Raw genomic sequence first — 24,709 nt, forward strand, 5'->3', positions numbered from 1 at the left:
TCGTCTCTGCTTCCTGCCGGGACCGGCCGAACTGTCTTTCGGCCGGCCAGTGTATGCAGACCGTCGCACGGCGGTTTCGACGGCGGTGTCTCCGGCAGGAGGGAACGCGGGCCCGGCGGTCCGCCGCTCTCAGCGGCCCTGGTAACCGGCCGCCGCGGAGCGGACGGTGCCGAGCCCGTCGTAGAGCTTCCCCCCTGGGCACACGGTGTTGAACCCGTCCCGGTGACCGGAGATCACGTTCAGTCGTACCTTCGTGCCTTTTGCGTAGAGATTGCCACCGTCGGACGTCAGGTATGTCTTCGCGCTCGGATCCATGCCGTGCAGTCCGAGCTTCCACGCGGTGAGCTGGGCGACGCCCGTCACCGCGACGGCCGGCGGACTCGTGGTGTCGAAGGTGCCGAGGACCGCCACGCCCATGGTGCTGCTGTTGAATCCCAGAGTGTGGGCGCCCAGGACCGGGTTGGCCACTCCCCCTGCCCGCCCCTCGTAGATCTTCCCGCACTTGTCGACGAGGAAGTTGTAGCCGATGTCCCGCCAGCCCATGCTCTCCGTGTGGTAGCGGTAGATACTGCGGATGACGGAAGAAGCCTCTGCACACGTGTAGTTGTTGCCGGAGGCGGTGTGGTGCACGAAGGCCGCGCCCACCTTGTCGGTGTACACGAACGCCTTCTCCCGCAGGCTCTCGTCCGCACCCCACCCGCTGCGCGTGACGATGCCGGGCCGCGGGCCGATGTGCGGGTCCGTCCGCTGTCCGGCCGTTCCGGTGCCGCGCAGGGCGTGGTACTCCTCCTCGGTCTCCGCCCGGGTCAGCGCCGGGATCCCGGTGACGCCCAGGGGCACGAGCGGGGCGTTGGCGGCCGAGGCGGCGGCCGCCTCGGCACTCATCACACCGGTCCGGGGGGCCTCCGCCGCGGGGCTTGCGGAGCCGTCGGCGGGGTTCTGGCCGGTGTTCCCGTCGGGGCTCCCGGCAGTGCTGTCCTCGGGCGGGGCGCCCTCCCCCGGGTCGACGAGTTCGAGGCGCATCCCGGACGGCAGCAGCGGGGCGGACCTCTCGGCGCCCTCCCCGGCCCCCTCCTTGGCGGTGGAGCCGGTGGGCTCGGAGCCGGCCTTCGGCTCCGAGCCCGGTCCGGTCTCCGCCCGGACCCGGATCTCCACGCCGTCCGAGTCGCCCACCCACAGCGGTGCGGTGGCGCCGCGGACCCGGCCCGAGGCGCGTTCCGCGGTCCCGGGGTCGGCCGCGTGGTCGGCGTTGTGGGTCTCGATGTCCTGCCAGCCGGACCAGGCGCCGGTGTCCGCCGCGCGGACGCGGACCTGGACCCGGCCGTGGAGTTCGGCGTCGGGGTCGTCCCAGACGACGCCGACGAGGGAGAAGTGCCGTACGGACCGCGGGGCGAGGCCGAATGCGGTGGCGCCGGAGGCTCGGTCGGGACCGAAGGGCTGCAGGGGCAGCGACTGGGTGCTGCCGGGGCTGCCGGCCCCGGTCGTCATCGCCACGCGGGTGGCCGCCGGTGCCGTCCGGCCCGGGCCCGCGTCCGCCGCGGCGGCGGACGGGGCGAGGGTCAGGGCGAGTGCGGCCGCGCAGGTGACACCGATGGAGGAAGCAAGATTTCTACGCATGCTCCTGATCTTGGACATAGTCATACAAATCTGTCCATCGGGGAATTGACGGACTGTCGGGGCCCGTTCCGCCGAACCGGTGCCCGGGGGCCCGGTGCGCACGGCCGACTCCGCGTACGCTTGCGCGGGTGAACGCCACCGACCGCACCCCCGCCGACCTGCTGGGTTCCGCGCTCGCCGCGGACCCGGGACGCCCCCTGGTGACCTTCTACGACGACGCCACGGGCGAACGCGTCGAATTGTCCGTGGCCACCTTCGCCAATTGGGTGGCCAAGACCGCGAACCTGCTGCAGGACGAACTGGCCGCCGAGCCCGGTGACCGCGTGGCGCTGCTGCTGCCCGCGCACTGGCAGACCGCCGTGTGGCTGCTGGCGTGCGCGTCGGTGGGCGTGGTCGCGGACGTGTCCGGCGACCCGGCGGCGGCCGATGTCGTGGTGAGCGGCCCGGACTCGCTGGAGACCGCGCGGGCCTGCTCGGGCGCACGGGTCGCGCTGGCCCTCAGGCCGCTCGGCGGACGGTTCCCGCAGCCCCCGGAGGGCTTCGCCGACTACGCCGTGGAGGTCCCGGGGCAGGGCGACCGGTTCGCGCCGTACACGCCGGTGGACCCCGAGGCGCCGGCGCTGATCGTGGCGGGCCGGGAGTTCACCGGGGCCGAGGTGGTGCAGCGGGCCCGCGCGCAGGCGACGGACCTCGGGCTGACCGGACCGGCCTCGCGCATCCTGTCGGGGCTGCCGTACGACACGTGGGAGGGTCTCCACGCGGGCCTGTACGGACCGCTGGCGACCGGCGGTTCGGTGGTGCTGTGCCGGAACCTGGACCGGCTCAAAGGCGACGCCCTGGACAAGCGGGTTGAGAGCGAGCGGGTCACCGTCATCGCCCGCTGACGGCCACCCCGCCCCACCCGCCGCCCCTGCCCTCACTCCCGCCCCCAGCCGCACCCCCGGCGCGGTGGGGCCGGTCGCCCGGACCGGCCCCGCCGGGCCGCCCTCCGTCCGCCGCGTCCCGTCCCCCGTTCGGATGCGCAGCGCCCGCCCCCACCGCGCATCCGGGTCATCGTCGTAGCAGCGGCACGCCACTCGCCGACGCCCGTACGTCCGTACGCCGCCCCGTATGTCCGTACGCCGTCCCGCGGTTTCGCATGCCGCCGCAAGCCGTCCCGTACACCGCGAGGGGGTGGACCGGTCATGAGCGACACCGCAGGCGCGTCCCCCGCGGACCCGGCGGGCGGGAACGCCCTCGGGCCGGGTGCGGGAGCCTCGGCCAGCGGGGCGGGGCTCCCGCGGCACAGACGGCGGCGGTGGATGCTGGGCGCCGGGCTCGGTGCCGCGGCCCTGCTCGTCGTGGCCGCCGGGGCCGGGTGGGCGGTGTACGTGAAACTCGAGGGAAACATCACGCCGGACGAGGCGGCCGTGGCCGAGCTGGCGCGGTTCGAGGAGGAACGGCCGACGGCACTGGTCAGGGACGCCCGGAACATCCTGCTGATCGGCTCGGACTCGCGCTCCGGGGAGGAGAACGCCCGCTACGGCCGGGACCCGGGGACGGAGCGGTCCGACACCGCGATCCTGCTGCACCTGTCGGCGGGCCGGGGCAGCGCCACCGCGGTGTCCCTGCCCCGGGACCTGATGGTGGACGTGCCGGGCTGTCGGCGCCGGGACGGCGGCCGCACCGAGCCCGTGTTCGCGATGTTCAACCAGGCCTTCGAGTGGGGCGGTTCCGCCTGCGCGATCCGTACCGTGGAGAAACTCACCGGCATTCGCATGGACCATCACATCGTCGTGGACTTCCAGGGCTTCAAGGAGATGGTCGAGGCGGTCGACGGCGTCGAGGTGTGTCTGCGTGAACCCATTGACGACAAAGCCGCCAAACTGAAACTGCCCGCGGGCCGGGTGACGCTGGACGGGGAACAGGCCCTCGGCTATGTCCGCGCCCGCAAGTCTCTCGGCGACGGAAGCGACACGCACCGCATGGAGCGTCAGCAACGGTTCCTCGGGGCGCTCGTCAACAAGGCGGGCGGCAATGACGTTCTGCTGAATCCGGCCAAGCTGTATCCCGTCCTGGACGCGGCCACTTCGGCGCTGACGACCGACCCGGGACTGGCGAGCCTGCGGGGTTTGTACGAACTCGTCCGCGGACTCCGCGACATCCCCACGGAACGTGTGCAATTCCTCACCGTCCCCCGGGAGCCGTATACGAACGACGCCAATCGGGACCAGCTTTCACAGCCCGAGGCGGAGGAACTGTTCGAACGGCTGCGCAGGGACGCGTCGGTCGCGGTCACACAGGGCGGGACGCACGGCACCGGCACGGAATCCGGGTCCGGGGCGCCGCCCGGAAATCCGGACGACGGAAACACGGAGGGTGACGGAAAGGTCACTCGAAATGAATCCGGGGAGCAACCGGAGGAAGCGTTTGAAGCGGCTTCTCCCGCACCGACGTTCTCCGGGAACACGGCCGCCGAGGACACCTGCGCGTAAAGCCGACTCTCAGGTGACTCCCAGACTGTGAAGTCATGTCAAGAGATATGCGTGAATTGCCCAGTTGTGAGGATGTGGAATGTGCCACCGGCGTCGCCGGAGGCCGTTCCGTGCCGTTAGTGTGTGCGCTCCCGGTGCACGCGTTCCCGAGATTCGACTCCTTAAGCGCGCACCGAGGACCGACCGAGCGCCTGGGAGGGGAAAGGCGCCGCGTGGCACCGACGGAGGATTCAAACGACCGTGGACGCGCAAGGCCGTGGGCGGGGCAACGACACCGACCCCGCAGACCAGTGGGTGCTCAACCCGGACACCGGTGATTACGAACTGCGACTGAACAGTTCCGCACCGCAGCCACCGGTCCCCTCTCCTCGCAGAACGCGTTCCTCCGGTGCCGGTCCGGGTGGCGGCGCGGGGGCGGGCAAGGGCTCCGGCACGGGTGCGCCGCGCGGCCGCGGCGATGCTCCCGGACGCACGGCGGAGCGGCCCGCGGGCCGCAGAGCGTCCGGCCCCGGGACGACCGAGCGCGGAGGAACACCCGAGCACGAGGGGCCGCCGCGCAGGCGCCGCGGTGCGCCGGAGGAGCCGCCGCCGGGCAGGCGCGGGCGCCGCCCGGTGAAGAAGAAGTCGAAGGCCGGGAAGGTCCTGCTGTGGACCGGCGGGACGATGGCGTTCGTGGTGCTCGCCACGGCCCTGGGCGGCTACCTGTATCTGGAGCATCTCAACGACAACATCAGCTCCGTCTCCGACGACGGTGCGAGCACCGGTGGCTTCCAGAAGGACAAGGCCATCAACATCCTGCTGATCGGCACCGACAAGCGCACCGGCGAGGGCAACGAGAGCTACGGCGACGCGGGCAGCGCCGGGCACGCCGACACCACGCTCCTGCTGCACGTCTCCAAGGACCGCACGAACGCCACCGCGCTCAGCATCCCGCGCGACCTCATAGTCGACATCCCCGACTGCCCCACCCAGATGGAGGACGGGACGGAGAAGGTCATTCCGGGCTCCAGGGCCCGTTTCAACACCAGCCTCGGCCAGAGCGACCGTACGCCGAGCTGCACCATGCGGACCGTCACCGAGCTGACCGGGATCACGCCGGACAACTTCATGGTGGCCGACTTCAACGCGATCAAGACGCTCACCACGGCGGTCGGCGGCGTCGAGGTCTGCGTCGCCGAAGCCGTCGACGACAAGGACTCCAAGCTCAAGCTGTCCGCCGGCACGCACACCATCGAGGGCGAACAGGCCCTGGCGTTCGTCCGCACCCGCCACGCCTGGGGCAACCAGGGCGACCTCGACCGCATCAAGGTGCAGCAGCAGTTCCTCGGCGCGCTGATGAGGCAGCTGAAGTCCAGTGACACGCTCACCAGCCCGTCGAAGATGATCAAACTGGCGGAGGCGGGCACCGAGGCACTCACCGTCGACTCCCAGCTGGACAGCATCAACAAGCTGAAGGACCTCGGTCTGGAGCTGGGCAAGCTCAACATCAAGAACTTGACCTTCACCACGCTGCCGGTGGTCGACAACCCCGCGGAGACGGTGAAGGCGACCGTCGTCCTGGACGAGTCCAAGGCCCCGGAGATCCTCGACCTGATCAAGAACGACGTGTCGTTCACCGAGGTCGAGCAGCAGGAGAAGAAGGAGAAGGCCGCCGTCGCCGCCCGCCTCGAGGGCACCAAGGCGGCGGCCTCCGAGGTTCGGGTGCAGGTCCTCAACGGCGGCGCCCCGGCGGGCAGCGCCCAGGAGGTGCTCACCTGGCTCCAGGTCGAGGAGGGCGTGAGCAAGTCGGAGAACGCCGGCAACGCCGACGAGACGCTGAAGAAGACCACCCTCGAGTACGCGCCCGACCAGGCCGGCCAGGCCCGCCGCCTCGCCGACCTCCTCGGCCTGTCCGGCTCGGGGATGAAGCCCGGCGAGAGCGTCACCAACTCCCAGGGGGCGCCCGCGATGACGCTGACCCTCGGCGAGGACTTCAAGGGTGCGGGCGTCTCCCTCACCACTCCGTCCAAGGCGCCGGACGACATCGAGAAGTCCACGGCGGACAAGGTCGAGTGCGCGGAGTGACCCGACGCGGGGCGTGGCCCCCTCCGCAGGGCGCGCGCCCTGCGGAGGGGGCCACCTCATGACGTCATTTCCCCACCCAATAGGGCGGTTTACCCCTTTTCGCGGACGAGGAATTCGTCACTGAGGCCCCGTTCCGCTCAGGTCGGCGGCTAATGTGAACGCTCCAGTGCCCCGGCCGCGAGGACCGTTCCGGCGTCGCGCGCACGGTGGTGACCAGTACGCACGGGCACCCTCCGGAGGGGAGAGGGTGCCGTGTGGCCCCGACGGAGGATCGGACGAGCGTGGACGCGCAGAGCCGTGGGCGGGCGGACAGAGTCGACCCCGCAGACCAATGGGTACTCAATCCTGCCACCGGTGAATACGAACTGCGACTGGGGCCCTCCGCACCGCAGTCACCCTTCCCCGGACCCCGCAGAACCTCCCCGCACACCACGAACCACCCGGCCGGCCCCGGCGGCACGGGCCGCCCCTACGGTGCCGTGCCCGGCAGCCCTCCGCGGGCACCCGGCCACGAGGTCCCGCCGCCGCGGCGGCGCGGCGCGCCCGAGCCGCCGCCCGGACGGCGCGGAGGCCGGCCGGGGCAGCGCAGGCCCAGGGCGGGGAAGGCCCTGCTGTGGATCGGCGGGACGACGGCGTTCGTGGTGCTCGCCACCGGCACGGCCGGTTACGTCTATCTGAAGCATCTCGAGGGCAACGTCGACACGACCGACGTCGGGGACGCGGGCTCGGGCGACTTCAGCAAGGACGAGGCCTTCGACGTCCTCGTCCTCGGCACCGACAAGCGCACCGGGTCGGGCAACGACGGCTACGGGGACGCCGGCAGCGTGGGTCATGCCGACACCACGATTCTGCTGCACGTCTCCAAGGACCGCACGAACGCGACCGCGCTCAGCATCCCGCGCGACCTCATAGTCGACATCCCCGACTGCCCCACGAAGCTGGAGGACGGGACGGAGAAGGTGATCCCCGGGCTGCGGGGCGCCCGCTTCAACCGGAGCCTCGGTGAGGGCGGCCGGGACCCGGGCTGCGCGATGCGCACGGTGGAGGAGGCCACCGGCATCAAGCCCGACCACTTCATGATGGCCGACTTCAACGCGGTCAAGACGCTCACCTCGGCGGTCGGCGGCGTCGACGTGTGCGTGGAACACGCGGTGGACGACAAGCAGTCGAAGCTGAAGCTGCCCGCGGGCGAGTCGAAGGTGGAGGGCGAACAGGCCCTCGCCTTCGTCCGGACCCGGCACAGTTTCGGCAACGAGGGAGACCTCGACCGGATCAAGGTGCAGCAGCACTTCCTGGCCTCGCTGATGCGCAAGATGTCCTCCGGCGACACCCTCACCAGCCCCACCAAGCTGGTGAGACTGGCCGAGGCCGCCACCGAGGCGCTGACCGTGGACACCGGCATCGGCAACGTGGGCACGCTCAAGGACGTCGCCCTGGAGCTGAGGAAGGTCCCGCCGAAGAACATCTCGTTCACCACGGTGCCGGTGCGTGACAACCCCGCGGAGGCGGTGAGGGCGACCGTCGTCGTGGACGAGTCCAGGGCGCCGCAGCTGTTCGACGCGATCGCCGGCGACGTGTCGCTGACCGAGGTCGAGGAGAAGCGGGAGAAGCGGGAGAAGGCCGCCGTCGCCGCCCGCCTCGAGGGCACCAGGGCACCGGCCTCCGACGTCCGGGTGCAGGTCCTCAACGGCGGCGCCCCGGCGGGCAGCGCCCAGGAGATGCTCCGCCGGCTCCAGGTCGAGGAGGGCGTCAGCAAGTCGGAGAACGCCGGCAACGCCCCGGAGACACTGAAGAAGACCACCCTCGAGTACGCGCCCGACCAGGCCGGCCAGGCCCGCCGCCTCGCCGACCTCCTCGGCCTGTCCGGTTCGGCGCTGAAGCCCGGCGAGGGCGTCACCAACTCCCAGGGACTGCCCGCGATGACGCTGACCCTCGGCGAGGACTTCACGGGCGCCGGCTCACCGCTCGGCGGTTCCGCGGCGGGGGCCGTGGACGTCGAGAAGTCCACGGCCGACAAGGCCGGATGCGCGACCTGACGCTCGACCGAGCCGCGTTCGGGGCTCCCGCGCGGCTCATCAGAAGTTGTTGACGTGGAATTGCATTCCTGGGGCAACTGACTGGCCTGTCGTGCGTCTAACACAACGCAGAACAGGCCAGTTCCATGACGCGAGGAGTACCAGGGGTGGGGAGGGCGACCGAAGTGACGCAGCGCGCCGCGCGGAAGACGCTCCGCGACGACCGGCGTGACCCGGGCCCGGAAGACGGCCCCTGCGGCGTCCCGGCCGGCGAAGACGCGGCGGGCGGTGACGGCAGCGGCGAGACACCCGCGTCGGACGGTGACGACGGCGGCATACCCCCGTCCGGCGCCGACGCGCCCGCTTCCGGCAAAGGCGGCGGCCGTCGCCCGCGGCGCCGGATGCTCAAGTGGGCCGCGGCGGCCCTCGCCCTGCTCCTCCTCGGCTCGGCCGGAGCCGGCTACGTCTACTACCGGCACCTGAACGGCAACATCAAGCAGAACCCCCTGAACCTGGGCGACGGCAAGGTCGCCGAACCCACACCCAACGCCGCCGGACAGACCCCGCTGAACATCCTGCTGATCGGCTCCGACGCCCGGGACAGCGAGGAGAACCAGGAGCTCGGCGGCGCCCGCGAGACGTTCGGCTCCACCCCGCTGGCCGACGTGCAGATGCTGCTGCACCTGTCCGCCGACCGGACCAACATGTCCGTGATCAGCATGCCCCGCGACACCCTCGTCCGGATCCCGAAGTGCACCGACCCCGAGGACGGGACGGTGCACGAGGCGAGCAACGGGCGGACGATGACCAACCAGAGCCTCGGACACGGCGGCCCGGGCTGCACCGTGGCCACCTGGCAGGAACTCACCGGCATCCACATCGACCACTTCGTCATGGTCGACTTCGCCGGGGTGGTCTCCATGGCCGACGCCGTCGGCGGCGTCCCCGTGTGCGTGGACGCCAACATCCTCTCGCGCAACAGCCGGGGCCACGGCTCCGGTCTGAAGCTGCCCGAGGGCACCCACCCGGTCAAGGGCGAGCAGGCCCTCCAGTGGCTGCGTACGCGCTACGGCTTCGAGGACGGCAGCGACCTCGCCCGCGCCAAGGCACAGCACATGTACATGAACTCGCTGGCCCGCGAGCTGCGCGAGAACGCCACCCTGAGCAGCCCCAACAAGCTGCGCAGGCTGGCCGAGGAGGCCACCCGGGCGCTCACCGTCGACCCCGGCCTCGACACCGTCAAGAAGCTGTACGACCTCAGCAACGAGCTGCGCAAGGTGAAGCCGGAGCGCATCACCATGACCACGATGCCCAACCGGTACGTGGGTGCCCGCGTGGAGCCGACCGAGGACGCCGACCAGCTGTTCCGGCTGGTCCGCGACGACATCGCCCTGGACGGCAAGGACGAGGAGCCGACGCAGGCCGAGGAGGCGGAGAAGGAGAAGGAGAAGGAGAAGGAGGCCGCGTCCGCCGAACCGGCCGCTCCCGACGCCGAGATCGCGGTCCGGGTCGTCAACGGCACCCGTACCGACACCCTTGCCGCGGCGTCCGGCCGCGCGAGCACCGTGGCCGGACTCCTGCACGAGAAAGGGTTCACCGGCGCGTCCGCCGACACCGCCGGCTCCCTGACCGAGCAGCTGACGCTGGTGCGCTACCCGAGCACCGACCTGGAGAGCAACGCCCTGCGCGTCGCCGAGTCGCTGGGCATTCCGGAGGGCTCGGTGCGCCGGTCCACCGACGTCTCGGGGGTCACGGTCGTCGTCGGCGCCGACTGGCGCGAGGGAACGGCGTACGAGGCACCCGAACAGGACGACACGACCCCCGAGTCGGCCGAGGCCCTCAACGGGGCGGACGACTCCGCCTGCATGGAGGTCGACCCGGCCTACACCTGGTCCTGACGGGAGCCGGGAGTCACCGCGCGCCCCCGGACCGGGTGCGTCGTTCGTCCTGTGGTGCTCATGGGGCGAGGGGCGTAGGACTGAAGGGCGGGGGTCGGTCCGCGGCTCCCGCCGTTCCCCTGGGAGGAATCATGACCCGGTCTGCCGCCGCGTCCCCCATGAGCAAGGAGATGCAGGACTGCGTCCAGGCGTGCATGGACTGCCACAGCACGTGCGAGGAGACCATGAGCTCCTGTCTGCGGATGGGTGGCCAGGCCCCCGCGCAGATCATGGGAGCCCTCATGGACTGTGCCGACATGACCCGCATGTGCGCCGACATGATGATGCGCCGTTCTCCGCTGGCCGCCGAGATGTGCGCGATGTGCGCCACGGCCTGCGACCTGTGCGCCGAGGCGTGCATGTCCATGTCGGACGACGCGCAGATGACGCGCTGCGCGGAGTCCTGTCGCCGCTGCTCCGAGTCCTGCCGTGCCATGGCGGGCGCCACGATGTGACGCCGGACGTCCACACCGGCGCCGGAAGAGGCCGGACGCCGGACACGTTCGAGGGCACCCCGCGGGGTGCCCTCGGTCGTTCGGCCGCCCCGTCCGTCCCGCCTGCCCTTCGTCGGTGCCGTGGGGCTCAGTCGCCCTTGACGGTGACCTTCTCGTCGTTCTTCAGCTCGTCCACCAACTGCTTGACCTTCGCCTTGTCCCAGAGCAGGTTGCCGCCCGAGGAGCCCGCGAGAGGCATGTTCAGGGAGGTGCCGTCGCCGCCGCTGACGCCCTTCATCGACCAGAACATGTCGGCCAGGCCGAACAGGCCCATGTCCTTGTCGACGATCAGCGAGTCCAGGCCCGCGCCCATGGTCGGGTACAGCTTGAACGGGTTCAGGACCGTGCCCGGCGTCGCCACCTGGTTCGCGAGGGCGGAGAGGAACTTCTGCTGGTTCTTCGTGCGGTCCAGGTCGGAACCGGCCAGCGCGTACCGGGTACGGACGAAGGCGAGGGCCTCCTCGCCGTTCAGTGTCTGCCTGCCCTTCTTGAGGTCGGCGCCGGACTTGGTGTCCTTGATGTCCTGCGGGATGTCCATCTCCACACCGCCGACCGCGTCCACGATGTTCGCGAAACCGGCGAAACCGATCTCCACGTAGTGGTCGATGCGCAGGCCGGTGTTGAACTCGACGGTGCGGACCAGGAGTTCGGGCCCGTCCTCCGCGTAGGCGGCGTTCAGCTTCACCTGCCGGCCCGTGCCCTGGTACGTCTTGCCGGACTCGGAGCCCTTGAAGGTGGGTATCTCCACGTTCGAGTCGCGGGGCAGCGAGACCAGGGTGGGGCCGTTGCTGCCGGTGTGCAGGATCATCATGGAGTCCGTGCGCTTGCCCTCTGCGGACCCGGTGCGCAGGTTCTTCTTCTGCTCGTCGGTCAGCCCGGCCCGGCTGTCGGAGCCGACGATCAGGTAGTTCGTGCCCTCGCCCGCCTCCGGCCGGTCCAGCACGATCGACAGGTCGACCTCGCGGTTGAGCTTCGAGTCGGCCCAGAAGTAGGTGCCCACGGTCGTCACCACCAGCACGACCGCGACCGTGATCGCCGTCACCTTGATCCGGCGGCGCCAGTCGGGCGCGGGACTCGGTGCGTAGCGGCCGTCGTCGCCCGGCCCCCCGGGACCGCCGTGGCCGCCCCCGCCGGGGGAGCCGTAGACCTGGCCCGTGTTGTAGCCGTCGTCGAAGCCGCCGCCGTGCCCGCGGCCGTCCACGTACGACGGCTGCTGCGGCACTCCGCCGCCGTACGCCCCGTGGCCGGGCGGGGCCGCCTGGCCGCGGCGGACCTGGCGCATGACACGGGCGCTCTCGGGCTGTGCGCTCGCGCTCCCCTGTCCGTAGCGGGGGCCGCGGTTGTCGTCGGACCAGGCCTCGGGCCAATCATTCATGCGCAACAGTGTGCAGGTCCGGGCTGTGCGCCGTACCGGTCCCCGGGAAATAGGAGCAGCGCTGTTGCGAAGCTGACACAAATTTCCGGGATGCGGCCTCGGCATAAGGTGGAGGCCATGACAGATCAGGCCCCGGCCCCACTCACGGAGATTCTCGACACACCCGACATCCCGGGCAAGCCCGTCTCGGCGTCGCGGACGACCCTCAGCCACATCATGACCCACAGCGACACCAACCTCCTGGGTACGGTGCACGGCGGCGTGATCATGAAACTCGTCGACGACGCGGCGGGCGCGGTCGCCGGACGGCACTCCGAAGGGCCCGCCGTCACCGCCTCCATGGACGAGATGGCCTTCCTCGAACCGGTCCGGGTCGGCGACCTGGTCCATGTGAAGGCACAGGTCAACTGGACCGGCCGGACGTCCATGGAGGTCGGCGTGCGGGTCCTGGCCGAGCGGTGGAACGAGTCCGCCCCGGCGACCCAGGTCGGCTCGGCGTATCTCGTCTTCGCGGCCGTCGACGCCGACGGCAGGCCGCGCCGCGTGCCTCAGGTGATACCGGAGAGCGAGCGGGACCGGCGCCGCAACCAGGAGGCCCAGATCCGCCGCACCCACCGCCTGGCCCGCCGCCGGGCGATCGTGGAGCTGCGGGAGAGGCGGGCGGCGGACGGGATCGAGGACTGACCCCGCCCGTCCCCCGCGCGGCGGGGCTACGAGCAGCCCACCTCGTCGCCCCGCACCACCCCGAACTCGTCCTTCCCCGGATCCTTTGGCCGGACCTTGCGGACCTTCTCGAAGTCGCTGCCGGCGATCACCTTCAGAGTGGCACCCTGGCCGTTCACCGCACGCAGCTCACTGCCCGGCAGGGCGGCGGCGAGGGACTTCGCGGAGCGGTCCCAGCGCGGGTCGTAGGCGACGACGGTCCGCTCCACGGAGCGGTCCGCCGCGTTGACCGGAACGTTGGTGGTGTTGAAACCGGTGGCAGCGAGGGCCGCGTCCACGCGGCGGCCCAGGCCCTTCGTCCCCGTGCCGTTCTCGACCTGGACGCGGATCTGCCGGGGATCCACCGGGACGCGCCGTGCCGCGTCGGGCGACGACCGCGCGGAGAGCGGCTCGTCCTCGCGCAGCGCCTGAAAGATGTCCTCGGACTTCTCGGGGTCCCATGCCACCGTCGCCCCGATGCCCTCGACCGTGTGGCCCGCCTTGCCGAGCGGCACGGTGGTGAACTCCGACGAGGCGGGCGAGAAGGACCGCATCGCCCGCCCCAGGTCCAGCATCTCGTCGGTGCCGAAGCCCTTGTCGGCGCGGACCGAGCCGAGCACCGCGCGGGTCACGTCCCGGAACTTCACCGGGTTCAGCAGGATCCCGGAGGATGTCGCCCGGTCCACCAGGGCCGCCATGAAGTGCTGCTGGCGCTTGATCCTGCTGAGATCGGCCGCACCGTCGACGTGCCGGGCGCGTACGTATTGCAGGGCCTCGCCGCCCCCCAGGGTGTGCCGGCCGGCGGGCAGGTCGAGGCCGGTGCGGTCGTCCTTCAAGGGCTCGCCGGTGCACAGCTCGACGCCGCCGACCACGTCCACGGTCTTCATGAAGCTGGTGAAATCGAGTTCCAGGTAGTGGTCGATCTTCACCCGGGTCATCTTCTCCACCGTGCGCACGGTCAGCTGCGGCCCGCCCTCCGCGTACGCCGCGTTGAGCTTGACGGGGTGCCCCTCGTGCTTCTCACCGCTCACCCGGTCGGTGTGCGCGGGCGTCATGGCGTACGAGTCGCGCGGCAGGCTGACGACGCTGGCACGCTCCCGGTCCTCCGAGATGTGCACGATCATGATCGTGTCGGTGCAGTTGCAGGGCGTCCCGCCGAGCCGGTACTTCCGCCTCTCCCGAGCTCCGAGCTCCTCGCGTCCGTCCGTGCCGACGAGCAGGATGTTCATGCCGTGACCCGCCTCGGGGCGGTTCTTCATGTCCCGGAACGGGTCGACCCGTTCGATTCTGGCGTCGAGGCTGCTGATCACCGCGTGTCCGATCCCGGCGGAGGCGAGCACCAGGACCGACAGCGCGGTCACCGCACGGGTGCCCCAGCGCGGCCTTTGACGCCCCGGTGGCCGCGGGCCGCCTTCCCGTGGCGACTGCGGTCGGCGCTGCGGCGCGGTGCGGGACCGGGGGGACCGTGGCGAGGCGGGCAAGGGGGACACCTCCGGACGAGGGCCGTACGAGGGGATGCGAGGGGGCGGGAGAGGGAATGCGGGCGGGACGGAGGGGACGTACAGGACATACGGGATGTACAGGGTCGTACGCGGAATCCCGAGCACCGTAGGCCGATACGATCTGCGGCCCGGCGCAGCCGCACCCGGCGCGCGCGGCACTGTCCCCCGTTCGCGGTAACGTGAGGCCCCTATGAACGCCAATCCCGACGTGCGGCTCCCCGCCGTTTCCGTGATCATGCCCGTGCTCAACGAGGAGCGGCACCTGCGTGGCGCCGTCCACGCGATCCTCGCCCAGGAGTACGCCGGCGAGATGGAGGTCGTGATCGCCCTCGGTCCCTCCACGGACCGCACGGACGAGATCGCCGCCGAGCTCGTGGCCGAGGACCCGCGGGTGCACACCGTGCCCAACCCCACCGGCCGCACCCCGGCCGCCCTCAACGCGGCGATCGGGGCCTCGCGCCATCCTGTCGTGGTCCGCGTCGACGGGCACGGGATCCTCTCCCCGGGTTACATCGCCACCGCGGTACGGCTCCTGGAGGAGACCGGTGCGCAGAACGTCGGCGGCATCATGCACGCCGAGGGCGAGAACGACTGGGAGCACGCGGTCGCGGCCGCGATGACCTCCCGGATAGGTGTCGGCAACGCGGCCTTCCACACCGGCGGCACGGCGGGCGAGGCCGAGACCGTCTACCTCGGGGTCTTCCGGCGCGAGGCGCTGGAGCGACAGGGCGGCTACAACGTGGAGTTCGTCCGCGCCCAGGACTGGGAGCTGAACTTCCGCATCCGCGAGGCCGGCGGGCTGATCTGGTTCTCGCCGGAGCTGAAGGTGTCCTACCGGCCCCGGCCGAGCATGCGGGCGCTGGCCAAGCAGTACAAGGACTACGGCCGCTGGCGGCACGTGGTCGCCCGCTACCACTCGGGTTCCATCAACCTGCGCTACCTGGCCCCGCCGGCCGCGGTGTGCGCGATCGCGGCCGGGATCCTGGCCGGCGGCCTGCTCACCCCGTGGGGCTTCGTCGTGCCCGGCGGCTACCTCGCCGCGATCGCGCTCGGCTCGATACCGGCGGGCAAGGGGCTCCCGCCGAAGGCACGCCTGCAGATCCCGGTGGCGCTGGCCACCATGCACATGTCCTGGGGCTGGGGCTTTCTGACCAGCCCGCGCTCCCTCGCGAAGAAGGTCATCGCCTCCCGCCGCCCCGCGGTCCACGCGAGTTCGGACGCGGACGCCCCGGCATGACGGGTGAAGGGCGCCCGGGTACGCGTACCCGGGCGCCCTTCGCGGGTCCGTGCGCCGGGGTTACGGCAGGTTGCGCGCCATCACGATCCGCTGGACCTGGTTCGTGCCCTCGTAGATCTGGGTGATCTTCGCGTCGCGCATCATGCGCTCGACCGGGTAGTCGCGGGTGTAGCCGTAGCCGCCGAGGAGCTGGACGGCGTCCGTGGTGACCTCCATGGCCACGTCGGAGGCGAAGCACTTGGCGGCGGCGCCCTGGAAGGTGAGGTCCCCCTCCGCCCCTCCGGCGGCGACACGCTCGGACTTGGCGGCGGCGGCGTAGGTGAGCTGGCGGGCGGCCTCGATCTTCATGGCCATGTCGGCGAGCATGAACTGGATGCCCTGGAAGTCGGCGATCGGCTTGCCGAACTGCTTGCGCTCCTGGACGTAGCCCTTGGCGTAGTCGAGGGCGCCCTGGGCGATGCCGAGGGCCTGGGCGGCGATGGTGATGCGGGTGTGGTCGAGGGTCTTCATCGCGGTGGCGAAGCCGGTGCCCTCCTCGCCGATCATGCGGTCCGCCGGGATGCGGACGTCGTCCAGGTAGACCTCGCGGGTCGGGGAGCCCTTGATGCCGAGCTTCTTCTCGGGGGCGCCGAAGGAGACGCCCTCGTCGGACTTCTCGACGACGAAGGCGGAGATGCCCTTGGAGCGCTTGGCCGGGTCGGTGACCGCCATGACCGTGTAGTACTCGGACTCGCCGGCGTTGGTGATCCAGCGCTTCACGCCGTTGAGGACGTAGGTGTCGCCGTCGCGGACCGCCCTGGTCTTCATGCCGGCCGCGTCGGAGCCGGCGTCCGGCTCGGAGAGGCAGTACGAGAACATCCCGTCGCCCTTGGCGAGCGGGGTCATGTACTTCTTCTTCAGCGCCTCGGAACCGGAGAGGATCACCGGCAGGGAGCCGAGCTTGTTCACGGCGGGGATCAGGGAGGAGGACGCGCAGACGCGGGCCACCTCCTCGATCACGATGACGGTGGCGAGCGCGTCGGCGCCCGCGCCGCCGTACTCCTCGGGCACGTGGACGGCGTGCAGGTCGCCCCCGAGGAGCGCGGCGAGCGCCTCCCGCGGGAAGCGTGCCTCCTCGTCCACCGCCGCGGCGTACGGCGCGATCTTCGCCTCGGCCAGCGAGCGGACGGCGTCGCGGAGCATGTCGTGCTCCTCGGACGGGCGGTACAGGTCGAAATCAGCCGATCCGGCCAAGGTCTCTCACTCCAAAGACGACGAGGTGCGACGTGGTACGACGAAGGGCGACGCCCCGATGATGCTAACTACTGTTAAGTAACTCCCATTTTAGAACTCCCGTCCCCGCGGCAGCACGTGAGTTTGGTGACAGCGGAACGGCTACGGGGCCGCAATGGGCGGTAACGAGCGGGATCGCCCCGTGCGGCGCGCCCGGCGGCCCCGGATATGCTCAGCCCGCACTGGCTTCCGTACACCCCTGGAGCACGCATGGCCCTCAAGATCACCGTGATCGGCACCGGTTATCTCGGTGCGACCCACGCGGCGGCCATGGCGGAGCTCGGGTTCGAGGTGCTGGGCCTCGACGTCGTCCCGGAGAAGATCGACATGCTCCGGCGGGGCGAGGTCCCGATGTACGAACCGGGACTCGAGGAGCTGCTGCGCAGGCACGTGGCCGGGATCGAGGGGTCGACCGGCCGGCTGCGGTTCACCATGGACTGGGCCGAGGTCGGCGCGTTCGGCGACATCCACTTCGTCTGCGTGAACACTCCCCAGCGGCACGGCGAGTACGCCTGCGACATGTCGTACGTCGACTCCGCCTTCGCCTCGCTGGCTCCGCACCTCACCGGCCCCGCGCTGGTCGTCGGCAAGTCGACGGTGCCCGTGGGCTCGGCCGACCGGCTGGCGGCCTACCTGGCCGGGCACGCGCCGGCCGGTGAGGACGCCGAACTGGCCTGGAACCCGGAGTTCCTGCGCGAGGGCTTCGCCGTCCAGGACACGCTGCACCCGGACCGGGTCGTGGTGGGCGTCAGGAGCGAGCGGGCCGAGAAGCTGCTGCGGGAGGTGTACGCCACGCCGGTCGCCGAGGGCACCCCGTTCGTGGTGACCGACTTCCCGACCGCGGAGCTGGTGAAGACCTCCGCGAACTCCTTCCTCGCCACCAAGATCTCCTTCATCAACGCCATGGCCGAGCTGTGCGAGGCCACCGGCGCCGACGTGGCCAAGCTGGCGGAGGCCATCGGCTACGACGACCGGATCGGCCCGAAGTTCCTGCGCGCCGGGATCGGCTTCGGCGGCGGGTGCCTGCCGAAGGACATCCGGGCGTTCATGGCGCGCGCCGGCGAGCTGGGCGCGGACCAGGCGCTGACCTTCCTGCGGGAGATCGACTCGATCAACATGCGCCAGCGCGGCCGCATGGTGGAGCTGACCCGGCAGGCACTGGGCGACGGGGCGTTCCTGGGCAAGCGGGTCGCGGTCCTCGGCGCCACCTTCAAGCCGGACTCGGACGACGTACGGGACTCCCCGGCGCTGAACGTCGCGGGCCAGATACACCTCCAGGGCGGCCAGGTCACCGTGTACGACCCGAAGGGCATGGACAACGCCCGGCGTCTCTTCCCCACCCTCGGGTACGCGGCCTCGGCGCTCGACGCGGTGCGGGGCGCGGACGTGGTGCTGCACCTGACGGAGTGGCGGGAGTTCCGCGAGCTGGACCCGGCGGCGCTGGGCGAGGTCGCGGCCCAGCGGCTGGTCCTGGACGGGCGCAACGCGCTCGACGCCGAGGCGTGGCGCCGGGCCGGATGGCGCTACCGCGCGATGGGGCGCCCCACCGCCTGACGGAACGGGTGACGCCGGTTCGGCCGAGGCTCAGTCGGCCGAACCGGCGTCTGCTTGCATTCTGCACCACGGGGCGGGTCCGGCGGGGCCGCTGTGACGCCTACGACCCTCTCGGCCGCGGTTGCGGCCGCGGCCGCTTCGAGCGGTAGCGGCGCATCTTGGCGCGGGCGCCGCACACCTGCATGGAGCACCAGCGGCCGCGCCCCGCGGGGCTGCGGTCGTAGTACGCCCAGTGGCAGTCGGCGGCCTCGCAGGCCTTCAGTCTGATCCACGTACCCGTCGCGACCGCCTCCGCCACGGCCGCCGCGACCCGGGAGAGCAGGGGTCCCCCGTCGACGGGTACGAGGACGGCGGAGCCGTCCGCCGGGTCGACGGTGACCACCAGCGGGGCCTTTGTGAGCAGCGTGCCGAGCGGGACGACCGCGCGGTGCGGCGGATGACCGGCGTGGGCGAGCAGGGCCGCGCGCAGCGCCTCGCGCAGGGTGCGCGCCGACTCGACGCCGGCCGCGTCGCCCTCCACAAGCCCGAAGCGGGAGCGGCCGTCCGCCGTGTCCAGCGTGTCGGCACCCGACTCGAGGTCGAGTGTGTTGACCAGGTCCTGGACCAGGGCCAGGCCTCCGGGTGCGGCCGATCTCTCGCTCATGTCCGGACGGTACCTCTCGCATCCCCTGCGTTTCCCCTTGCGACGTTACCCTCCATGCGGCAGCATGCAGTAACGGTTACTGGTTACCCGGCTTTGGCGGTAACCAGAAGGATGAGAGATCAGGGATTCGAGGAGGAAGTCATGCCTGTCGCCAAGGTGGGTGCCGTCGTCCTGGACTGCGTCGATCCGCGTGCGCTGGCCGGTTTCTACGCCGAACTGCTGGGCGGCGCGATCGAGGGCCAGGGCGACTGGGTGGACCTCCGGGTGCCCGGCGGGCCGACGCTCGCGTTCCAGGAGGCCTCCGGGCACGTACCGCCGCGCTGGCCTGCGCCGGACCACTCGCAGCAGTTCCACCTGGACCTGACCGTCGAAGACCTGGACGCCGCCGAGAAGGAGGTGCTGGCGCTCGGTGCGAAGCCGCTGGACACGGAGGACCGCTCGCGGGCCTTCCGGGTGTACGCGGACCCGGCGGGACACCCCTTCTGTCTGTGCGCCTGCTGACGCCGGGAGGACCCATGGCCGCTGTGGCCCGTCTGCGCCCCGTCGTCGGCTGTCCCGAGCCGCGCCGGCCGGCCCGCTTCCACACGGCCGCCGGGGGCGGCGTGCCCGAGGAGGAGGACCCGGACCGGATGGTGCTCCAGGTCCCCGCCGGGCCCCGCGCCCGTCCTTCCGGCGGGCGCCCGGGTACAGCCCGCCCGGCCGGCCCCCGGCCGACCACGGCTCGCGGCAGTTCCACCCGGACTTCGAGGCGGGCGGCACCCGGGAGGAGGCCGACGAGGCCTAGCAGAAGGTGCCGGCGCCGGGGGCGCGGGTGCTGGACCGGCCTGTCTCAGCCGTTGCCGCTGCCCTCGCCGTCGAGGGACTCCAGGGTCGCGTTCGACGGGCCGCGGGTCGCCCGGAGTCCGCGGGCGGTGTCCTCGGCGGCGCCCAGCACCCGTACCGCGTTCTGCCAGGTCAGCTTGGCCAGGTCGGTCCTGGACCAGCCGCGGTCGTGCAGCTCGGCGATCAGGTTCGGGTAGCCGGAGACGTCGCGCAGGCCGTCGGGGGTGAAGGCGGTGCCGTCGTAGTCGCCGCCGATGCCGAGGTGGTCGACGCCGGCGACCTCGCGCATGTGGTCCAGGTGGTCGGCCACCGTGGACACGGTGGCGACCGGGCGCGGGTGGTCCTCCTCGAAGGCGGCGTGCACCTTCATCCCCTCCGCGGTGGTGTCCAGGTGGTGGAAGCCGTGGGCGCGCATGTTCTCGTCGGCCGCGGCCGTCCAGTCGACGGCCTCCTGGAGCACGAACTTCGGCACGAACGTCACCATGGCGACGCCGCCGTTGGCGGGCAGCCGTTCCAGTACGTCGTCCGGGATGTTGCGCGGGTGGTCGCAGACCGCGCGGGCGGAGGAGTGGGAGAAGACCACCGGCGCGGACGTGGTGTCCAGCGCGTCCCGCATGGTCGTGGCGGCGACGTGCGAGAGGTCGACCAGCATGCCGAGCCGGTTCATCTCCCGGACCACCTCGCGGCCGAACGCCGACAGGCCCCCCACGCCGGGCTCGTCCGTCGCGGAGTCCGCCCAGGCCACGTTGTAGTTGTGGGTGAGGGTCAGGTAGCGCACGCCGAGGTCGTACAACCCGCGCAGGGTGCCGAGGGAGCCTGCGATGGAGTGGCCGCCCTCGGCCCCCATCAGGGAGGCGATACGGCCCTGTCCGCGCGCCGCCTCCATGTCGGCGGCGGTCAGCGCGGGTGCCAGGTCCTCGGGGTGGCGGGCCAGCAGCTGCCGTACGCAGTCGATCTGTTCGAGGGTGGCCGGCACCGCGTCGGGCAGGTCCGCGCGGACGTACACCGACCAGAACTGCGCGCCGACGCCGCCCGCGCGCAGCCGCGGGATGTCGGTGTGCAGGTGGGCGGACTGGTCGCCGGTGATGTCCCGGGCGCCGAGGTCGTAGCGGACCTGTTCGCGCAGCGCCCAGGGCAGGTCGTTGTGCCCGTCCACGACGGGGAACTCGGCGAGCAGCGCGCGGGCGTCGTCGAGGGACGTGGACGTCACGGGGCTCACTTCCCGAAGCCGAAGCCGTCGCCGGAGCCCTCGGCCCTGGCGCGCAGGCGTCTGCCCTTCTCCGTGGCCTGGTCGTTCAGCTCCTGCTGGAACTCCCGCATCCGGCCGAGGAGCTCCTCGTCGTGGGCGGCGAGGATCCTGGCCGCGAGCAGTCCCGCGTTGCGGGCGCCGCCCACCGAGACGGTGGCGACCGGGACGCCGGCCGGCATCTGCACGATGGAGAGCAGGCTGTCCATGCCGTCGAGGTGCTTCAGCGGCACGGGGACGCCGATGACGGGCAGCGGGGTGACCGAGGCGAGCATGCCGGGCAGGTGGGCGGCGCCGCCCGCACCCGCGATGATCACCTTCAGCCCGCGGTCCGCGGCCTGCTCGCCGTACGCGATCATCTCGCGGGGCATGCGGTGCGCGGAGACGACGTCGACCTCGTGGCCGATCTCGAACTCGCCGAGGGCCTTGGCGGCGGCCTCCATGACGGGCCAGTCGGAGTCCGAACCCATGACGATGCCGACTACGGGGCTGGGGCTCATTCGGTGATCGTGCCTCTCAGGTAGCCGGCTGCGTGACGGGCGCGCTCCAGCACGTCGTCCAGGTCGTCGCCGTAGGTGTTGACGTGGCCGACCTTGCGGCCGGGCTTCACGTCCTTGCCGTACATGTGGATCTTCAGCTGGGGGTCGCGGGCCATGCAGTGCAGGTACGCGGAGTACATGTCGGGATAGTCGCCGCCCAGGACGTTGACCATCACCGTCCACTTCGCACGCGGGCGGGGGTCGCCGAGCGGGAGGTCGAGGACGGCGCGGACGTGGTTGGCGAACTGCGAGGTGATCGCGCCGTCCATGGACCAGTGGCCGGAGTTGTGCGGGCGCATCGCGAGCTCGTTGACGAGGATGCGGCCGTCGCGGGTCTGGAACAGCTCCACGGCGAGATGGCCGACGACCCCGAGTTCCTTGGCGATGTTCAGCGCCATCTCCTCGGCGCGCAGGGCGAGGTCGTCGTCCAGACCGGGCGCGGGCGCGACGACCGTGTCGCAGACGCCGTTCACCTGCCGCGACTCGACGACCGGGTAGGCGACGGCCTGGCCGTGCGGGGAGCGGACCACGTTGGCGGCCAGCTCGCGCACGAAGTCGACCTTCTCCTCGGCCAGCACCGGGACCCCGGCCCGGAACGGTTCGGCGGCCTCCTCGGCCGAGTCCACGACCCACACGCCCTTGCCGTCGTAGCCGCCGCGGACGGTCTTGAGGACGACCGGGAAACCCTCGCCCTCGGCCGCGAACGCGGCCACGTCCCGGGGGTCCTTGACGATGCGGTGCCGCGGGCAGGGCACGCCGATCGCGTCGAGCCGGGCACGCATCACCCCCTTGTCCTGGGCGTGCACCAGCGCCTCGGGGCCGGGGCGGACGGGGATGCCGTCCGCCTCCAGGGCCCGCAGGTGCTCGGTGGGCACGTGCTCGTGGTCGAAGGTGATCACGTCGCAGCCGCGGGCGAACGCGCGCAGCGTGTCCAGGTCGCGGTAGTCGCCGACGACGACATCGCCGACGACCTGCGCCGCGGAATCCTGCGGAGTGTCACTGAGGAGCTTGAACCTGATGCCGAGCGGGATGCCCGCCTCGTGTGTCATACGAGCGAGCTGGCCCCCGCCGACCATGCCGACTACCGGGAACGTCACGCCCCCAGGGTATCGGTCGAGCCATGGTGGCCGGTTCCACGGTCGTTCCCGGCCGCTCCTGGACCGTTCCCGGACGGTCTGCGGCCCCGGCGTCCATCCGCGGGAAGATCGCGCGGACGGGTGGTTAGCATGGTCTGGTTGACGCCACCTCGGCGCTCCTACGACGCCACTCCACGGACGGGGGCCGGCACGACCATGGGACGCGGTTCCTCGGGGCCCTCGACGGGTGCCCCGGCCCCGCGCGGCTCCATACGGCAGCGCCTCGACCGGCTCGTCCGTGAAGCCGTGAAGTTCGGCGCGGTCGGCGGGGCGGGGCTACTGGTCAATCTCCTCGTGTTCAACCTGGTCCGGCAGGTGACCGATCTCCCGGTGGTGCGGGCGAGCGTCGTCGCGACCGTCGTCGCGATCGTCTTCAACTACCTGGGCTTCCGCTACTTCACCTACCGGGACCGCGACAAGTCCGGGCGGACCAAGGAGATGTCGCTGTTCCTGCTGTTCAGCGCGGTCGGCCTGGTGATCGAGAACGGCCTGCTGTACGCGGCGACCTACGGATTCGGCTGGGACAGCCCGCTGCAGAGCAACATCTTCAAGTTCCTCGGCATCGGGGTCGCCACCCTGTTCCGGTTCTGGTCCTACCGCACCTGGGTGTTCCGCGCGCTGCCCGGGGTCGCGGCACCCGCGGCGGCGGGTCCCGCCACGGAGAGCGGGCACAAAGCCGCGGGGCAGTCCTCCCGGCAGCGCGTGCCGTAGGCACCGGGCCCCGGACCCGGGCCGGCGCCGGTACGTACGCCGGCTTCCTCCCTGGTCAGCGCACCGTGTGGCGGTTGTCGTCCCGGGATTTGTGCGGCGGGGTGCGGGAGAGGAACAGGCCGAAGACCGCGGGCTTGACCTGAAGCATCTCCAGCCGGCCGCCGTCCGCCTCGGCGAGGTCGCGGGCGACCGCCAGGCCGATGCCGGTGGAGTTGTGTCCGCTGATCGCGCGCTCGAAGATGCGGGCGCCCAGGTCGGTGGGGACTCCCGGGCCCTCGTCCGTGACCTCGATGACGACCTGGTTCCCGGTGACCCGGGTGCGCAGGGCGACCGTGCCGCCCCCGTGCATGAGGGAGTTCTCGATCAGCGCGGCCAGCACCTGGGCGACCGCGCCCGGCGTGCCGACGGCCCGCAGGTGCCGCTTGCCGGAGGTGACGATCGCGCGGCCGGCGCTGCGGTAGGCGGGGCGCCACTCCGCGAGCTGCTGCTGGATCACCTCGTCGAGGTCGAAGGTGACGGCCGAACCGGTCCGCGGGTCGCGGGAGTTGGTCAGCAGCCGCTCCACCACGTCCGTCAGCCGCTCCACCTGCGCCAGCGCGATCGTCGCCTCGTCCTTCACCGTCTCGGGGTCGTCGGTGAGGGTGATCTCCTCCAGCCGCATGGACAGCGCGGTGAGCGGGGTGCGCAGCTGGTGGGAGGCGTCGGCGGCCAGGCGCCGCTCGGCGGTCAGCATGCGGGCGATGCGCTCGGCGGAGGAGTCCAGCACGTCCGCGACCCGGTCCAGCTCGGGAACGCCGTACCGCCGGTGGCGGGGGCGCGGGTCGCCCGAGCCGAGGCGCTCGGCGGTCTCCGCGAGGTCGGTCAGCGGGGAGGCGAGCCGGTTGGCCTGGCGGACCGCCAGCAGTACCGCCGCGATCACCGCCAGCAGTGCCACCAGTCCGATGATCAGCAGCGTGCGGCCGACCTCCCGGGTCACCGAGGAGCTCGGCTCCTGGACGGTGACCGTCTCGCCCTCCTCGCCGGACGCCGAGGCGCCGATGACCTCGCCCTCCGGCTTCTCGCCGATCTCGACGGGCTCCCTGCCGGGCAGGCGGACGACGACGTAGCGGTCCTCGGTGACCTGGTCCCTGAGGACCTCGGCGGTGACCTTCTCCTCGAGGAGCAGCCTGCTGTCGACGATGCTGGCGAGCCGTACCGCCTCGGACTCGACCCGCTCCCTGGCGCTTTCGGTGATCGTACGGGTCTCCACGATCACCAGGGAGACGCCGAATACGGCGATCACGACGAGCACCACGGCGAGCGTGGACTGGATCAGTCGGCGGCGCATGTCCTCATATCCGAACCGGGATCACGACGTACAGGGGTGGGG

At 71.6% G+C, this 24,709-nt stretch carries 20 protein-coding genes; 11 read left to right on the forward strand and 9 right to left on the reverse strand.

Features of this window, described 5'->3' with window-relative positions; genetic code table 11:
* Positions 1–129 precede the first annotated feature (129 nt).
* Complete coding sequence (locus ACWZEH_RS13365; protein WP_456198382.1) at positions 130–1,617, reverse strand: peptidoglycan recognition protein family protein; 1,488 nt, start codon at positions 1,615–1,617, stop codon at positions 130–132.
* Positions 1,618–1,745: 128 nt separating this feature from the next.
* On the opposite strand from ACWZEH_RS13365, the gene ACWZEH_RS13370 reads away from it, so the two are divergent.
* From ACWZEH_RS13370 to ACWZEH_RS13395, 6 genes are all read left to right on the forward strand, one after another.
* On the forward strand, positions 1,746–2,501 hold the full coding sequence (locus tag ACWZEH_RS13370; protein ID WP_456198384.1) for a TIGR03089 family protein: 756 nt from the start codon (positions 1,746–1,748) through the stop codon (positions 2,499–2,501).
* Between the two features lie 300 nt (positions 2,502–2,801).
* Entirely contained in the window at positions 2,802–4,091 is a 1,290-nt protein-coding gene (locus tag ACWZEH_RS13375; protein WP_456198386.1) for an LCP family protein, read from the forward strand.
* Between the two features lie 240 nt (positions 4,092–4,331).
* Positions 4,332–6,155: an LCP family protein gene (locus tag ACWZEH_RS13380; protein WP_456198388.1), complete on the forward strand. Its 1,824-nt coding sequence runs from the start codon at positions 4,332–4,334 to the stop codon at positions 6,153–6,155.
* A gap of 281 nt (positions 6,156–6,436) precedes the next feature.
* Positions 6,437–8,191 carry an LCP family protein gene (locus ACWZEH_RS13385; RefSeq protein ID WP_456198389.1) on the forward strand — a complete coding sequence of 585 codons (1,755 nt, stop codon included), beginning with the start codon at positions 6,437–6,439 and terminating at the stop codon, positions 8,189–8,191.
* 164 nt (positions 8,192–8,355) lie between these two features.
* Entirely contained in the window at positions 8,356–10,068 is a 1,713-nt protein-coding gene (locus ACWZEH_RS13390) for an LCP family protein (protein ID WP_456198391.1), read from the forward strand.
* Between the two features lie 131 nt (positions 10,069–10,199).
* Positions 10,200–10,562, forward strand: coding sequence for a four-helix bundle copper-binding protein (locus ACWZEH_RS13395; RefSeq protein ID WP_456198393.1), 363 nt, complete (start codon positions 10,200–10,202; stop codon positions 10,560–10,562).
* Positions 10,563–10,689: 127 nt separating this feature from the next.
* Here ACWZEH_RS13395 and ACWZEH_RS13400 read toward each other — a convergent pair whose 3' ends face one another.
* Positions 10,690–11,976 (reverse strand): LCP family protein, encoded by a 1,287-nt coding sequence (locus tag ACWZEH_RS13400; protein WP_456198395.1) that lies wholly within the window; start codon positions 11,974–11,976, stop codon positions 10,690–10,692.
* 90 nt (positions 11,977–12,066) lie between these two features.
* On the opposite strand from ACWZEH_RS13400, the gene ACWZEH_RS13405 reads away from it, so the two are divergent.
* Complete coding sequence (locus ACWZEH_RS13405; protein WP_456198397.1) at positions 12,067–12,660, forward strand: acyl-CoA thioesterase; 594 nt, start codon at positions 12,067–12,069, stop codon at positions 12,658–12,660.
* Positions 12,661–12,686: 26 nt separating this feature from the next.
* Here the strand turns inward: ACWZEH_RS13405 and ACWZEH_RS13410 are convergent, their stop codons facing one another.
* Positions 12,687–14,159: an LCP family protein gene (locus ACWZEH_RS13410; protein WP_456198399.1), complete on the reverse strand. Its 1,473-nt coding sequence runs from the start codon at positions 14,157–14,159 to the stop codon at positions 12,687–12,689.
* 211 nt (positions 14,160–14,370) lie between these two features.
* Between ACWZEH_RS13410 and ACWZEH_RS13415 the strand changes: the two genes are divergently transcribed.
* Positions 14,371–15,417 carry a glycosyltransferase family 2 protein gene (locus ACWZEH_RS13415; RefSeq protein WP_456198401.1) on the forward strand — a complete coding sequence of 349 codons (1,047 nt, stop codon included), beginning with the start codon at positions 14,371–14,373 and terminating at the stop codon, positions 15,415–15,417.
* 60 nt (positions 15,418–15,477) lie between these two features.
* Here ACWZEH_RS13415 and ACWZEH_RS13420 read toward each other — a convergent pair whose 3' ends face one another.
* Positions 15,478–16,650, reverse strand: coding sequence for an acyl-CoA dehydrogenase family protein (locus ACWZEH_RS13420; protein ID WP_456198403.1), 1,173 nt, complete (start codon positions 16,648–16,650; stop codon positions 15,478–15,480).
* Between the two features lie 249 nt (positions 16,651–16,899).
* Here ACWZEH_RS13420 and ACWZEH_RS13425 point away from each other — a divergent pair, with 249 nt between their 5' ends.
* Positions 16,900–18,243, forward strand: coding sequence for a UDP-glucose dehydrogenase family protein (locus ACWZEH_RS13425; protein ID WP_456198404.1), 1,344 nt, complete (start codon positions 16,900–16,902; stop codon positions 18,241–18,243).
* Positions 18,244–18,343: 100 nt separating this feature from the next.
* Here ACWZEH_RS13425 and ACWZEH_RS13430 read toward each other — a convergent pair whose 3' ends face one another.
* On the reverse strand, positions 18,344–18,886 hold the full coding sequence (locus ACWZEH_RS13430) for a CGNR zinc finger domain-containing protein (protein WP_456198405.1): 543 nt from the start codon (positions 18,884–18,886) through the stop codon (positions 18,344–18,346).
* A 141-nt stretch (positions 18,887–19,027) separates the two neighbouring features.
* Here ACWZEH_RS13430 and ACWZEH_RS13435 point away from each other — a divergent pair, with 141 nt between their 5' ends.
* Positions 19,028–19,387, forward strand: a complete 360-nt coding sequence (locus tag ACWZEH_RS13435; protein WP_456198407.1) for a VOC family protein — start codon at positions 19,028–19,030, stop codon at positions 19,385–19,387.
* Between the two features lie 328 nt (positions 19,388–19,715).
* Here ACWZEH_RS13435 and ACWZEH_RS13440 read toward each other — a convergent pair whose 3' ends face one another.
* Genes ACWZEH_RS13440 through ACWZEH_RS13450 form a run of 3 tightly spaced genes read right to left on the reverse strand, consistent with a single transcriptional unit; the run spans position 19,716 to position 22,590 of the window.
* Positions 19,716–20,927 (reverse strand): dipeptidase, encoded by a 1,212-nt coding sequence (locus ACWZEH_RS13440; RefSeq protein WP_456198409.1) that lies wholly within the window; start codon positions 20,925–20,927, stop codon positions 19,716–19,718.
* Positions 20,924–21,454: a 5-(carboxyamino)imidazole ribonucleotide mutase gene (gene purE, locus ACWZEH_RS13445; protein WP_456198410.1), complete on the reverse strand. Its 531-nt coding sequence runs from the start codon at positions 21,452–21,454 to the stop codon at positions 20,924–20,926. Before purE ends, ACWZEH_RS13440 begins: the two co-directional genes overlap by 4 nt.
* On the reverse strand, positions 21,451–22,590 hold the full coding sequence (locus tag ACWZEH_RS13450) for a 5-(carboxyamino)imidazole ribonucleotide synthase (RefSeq protein WP_456198412.1): 1,140 nt from the start codon (positions 22,588–22,590) through the stop codon (positions 21,451–21,453). Before ACWZEH_RS13450 ends, purE begins: the two co-directional genes overlap by 4 nt.
* A gap of 195 nt (positions 22,591–22,785) precedes the next feature.
* On the opposite strand from ACWZEH_RS13450, the gene ACWZEH_RS13455 reads away from it, so the two are divergent.
* Positions 22,786–23,340, forward strand: a complete 555-nt coding sequence (locus tag ACWZEH_RS13455) for a GtrA family protein (protein WP_456199585.1) — start codon at positions 22,786–22,788, stop codon at positions 23,338–23,340.
* A gap of 55 nt (positions 23,341–23,395) precedes the next feature.
* On the opposite strand, the gene ACWZEH_RS13460 is transcribed toward ACWZEH_RS13455, so the two are convergent.
* The gene (locus ACWZEH_RS13460) at positions 23,396–24,667 is read right to left on the reverse strand and encodes an ATP-binding protein (protein ID WP_456198414.1); all 1,272 of its coding nucleotides are present in this window, start codon (positions 24,665–24,667) and stop codon (positions 23,396–23,398) included.
* Positions 24,668–24,709: the final 42 nt, after the last annotated feature.

It is taken from the genome of Streptomyces yamdrokensis, assembly GCF_053890455.1.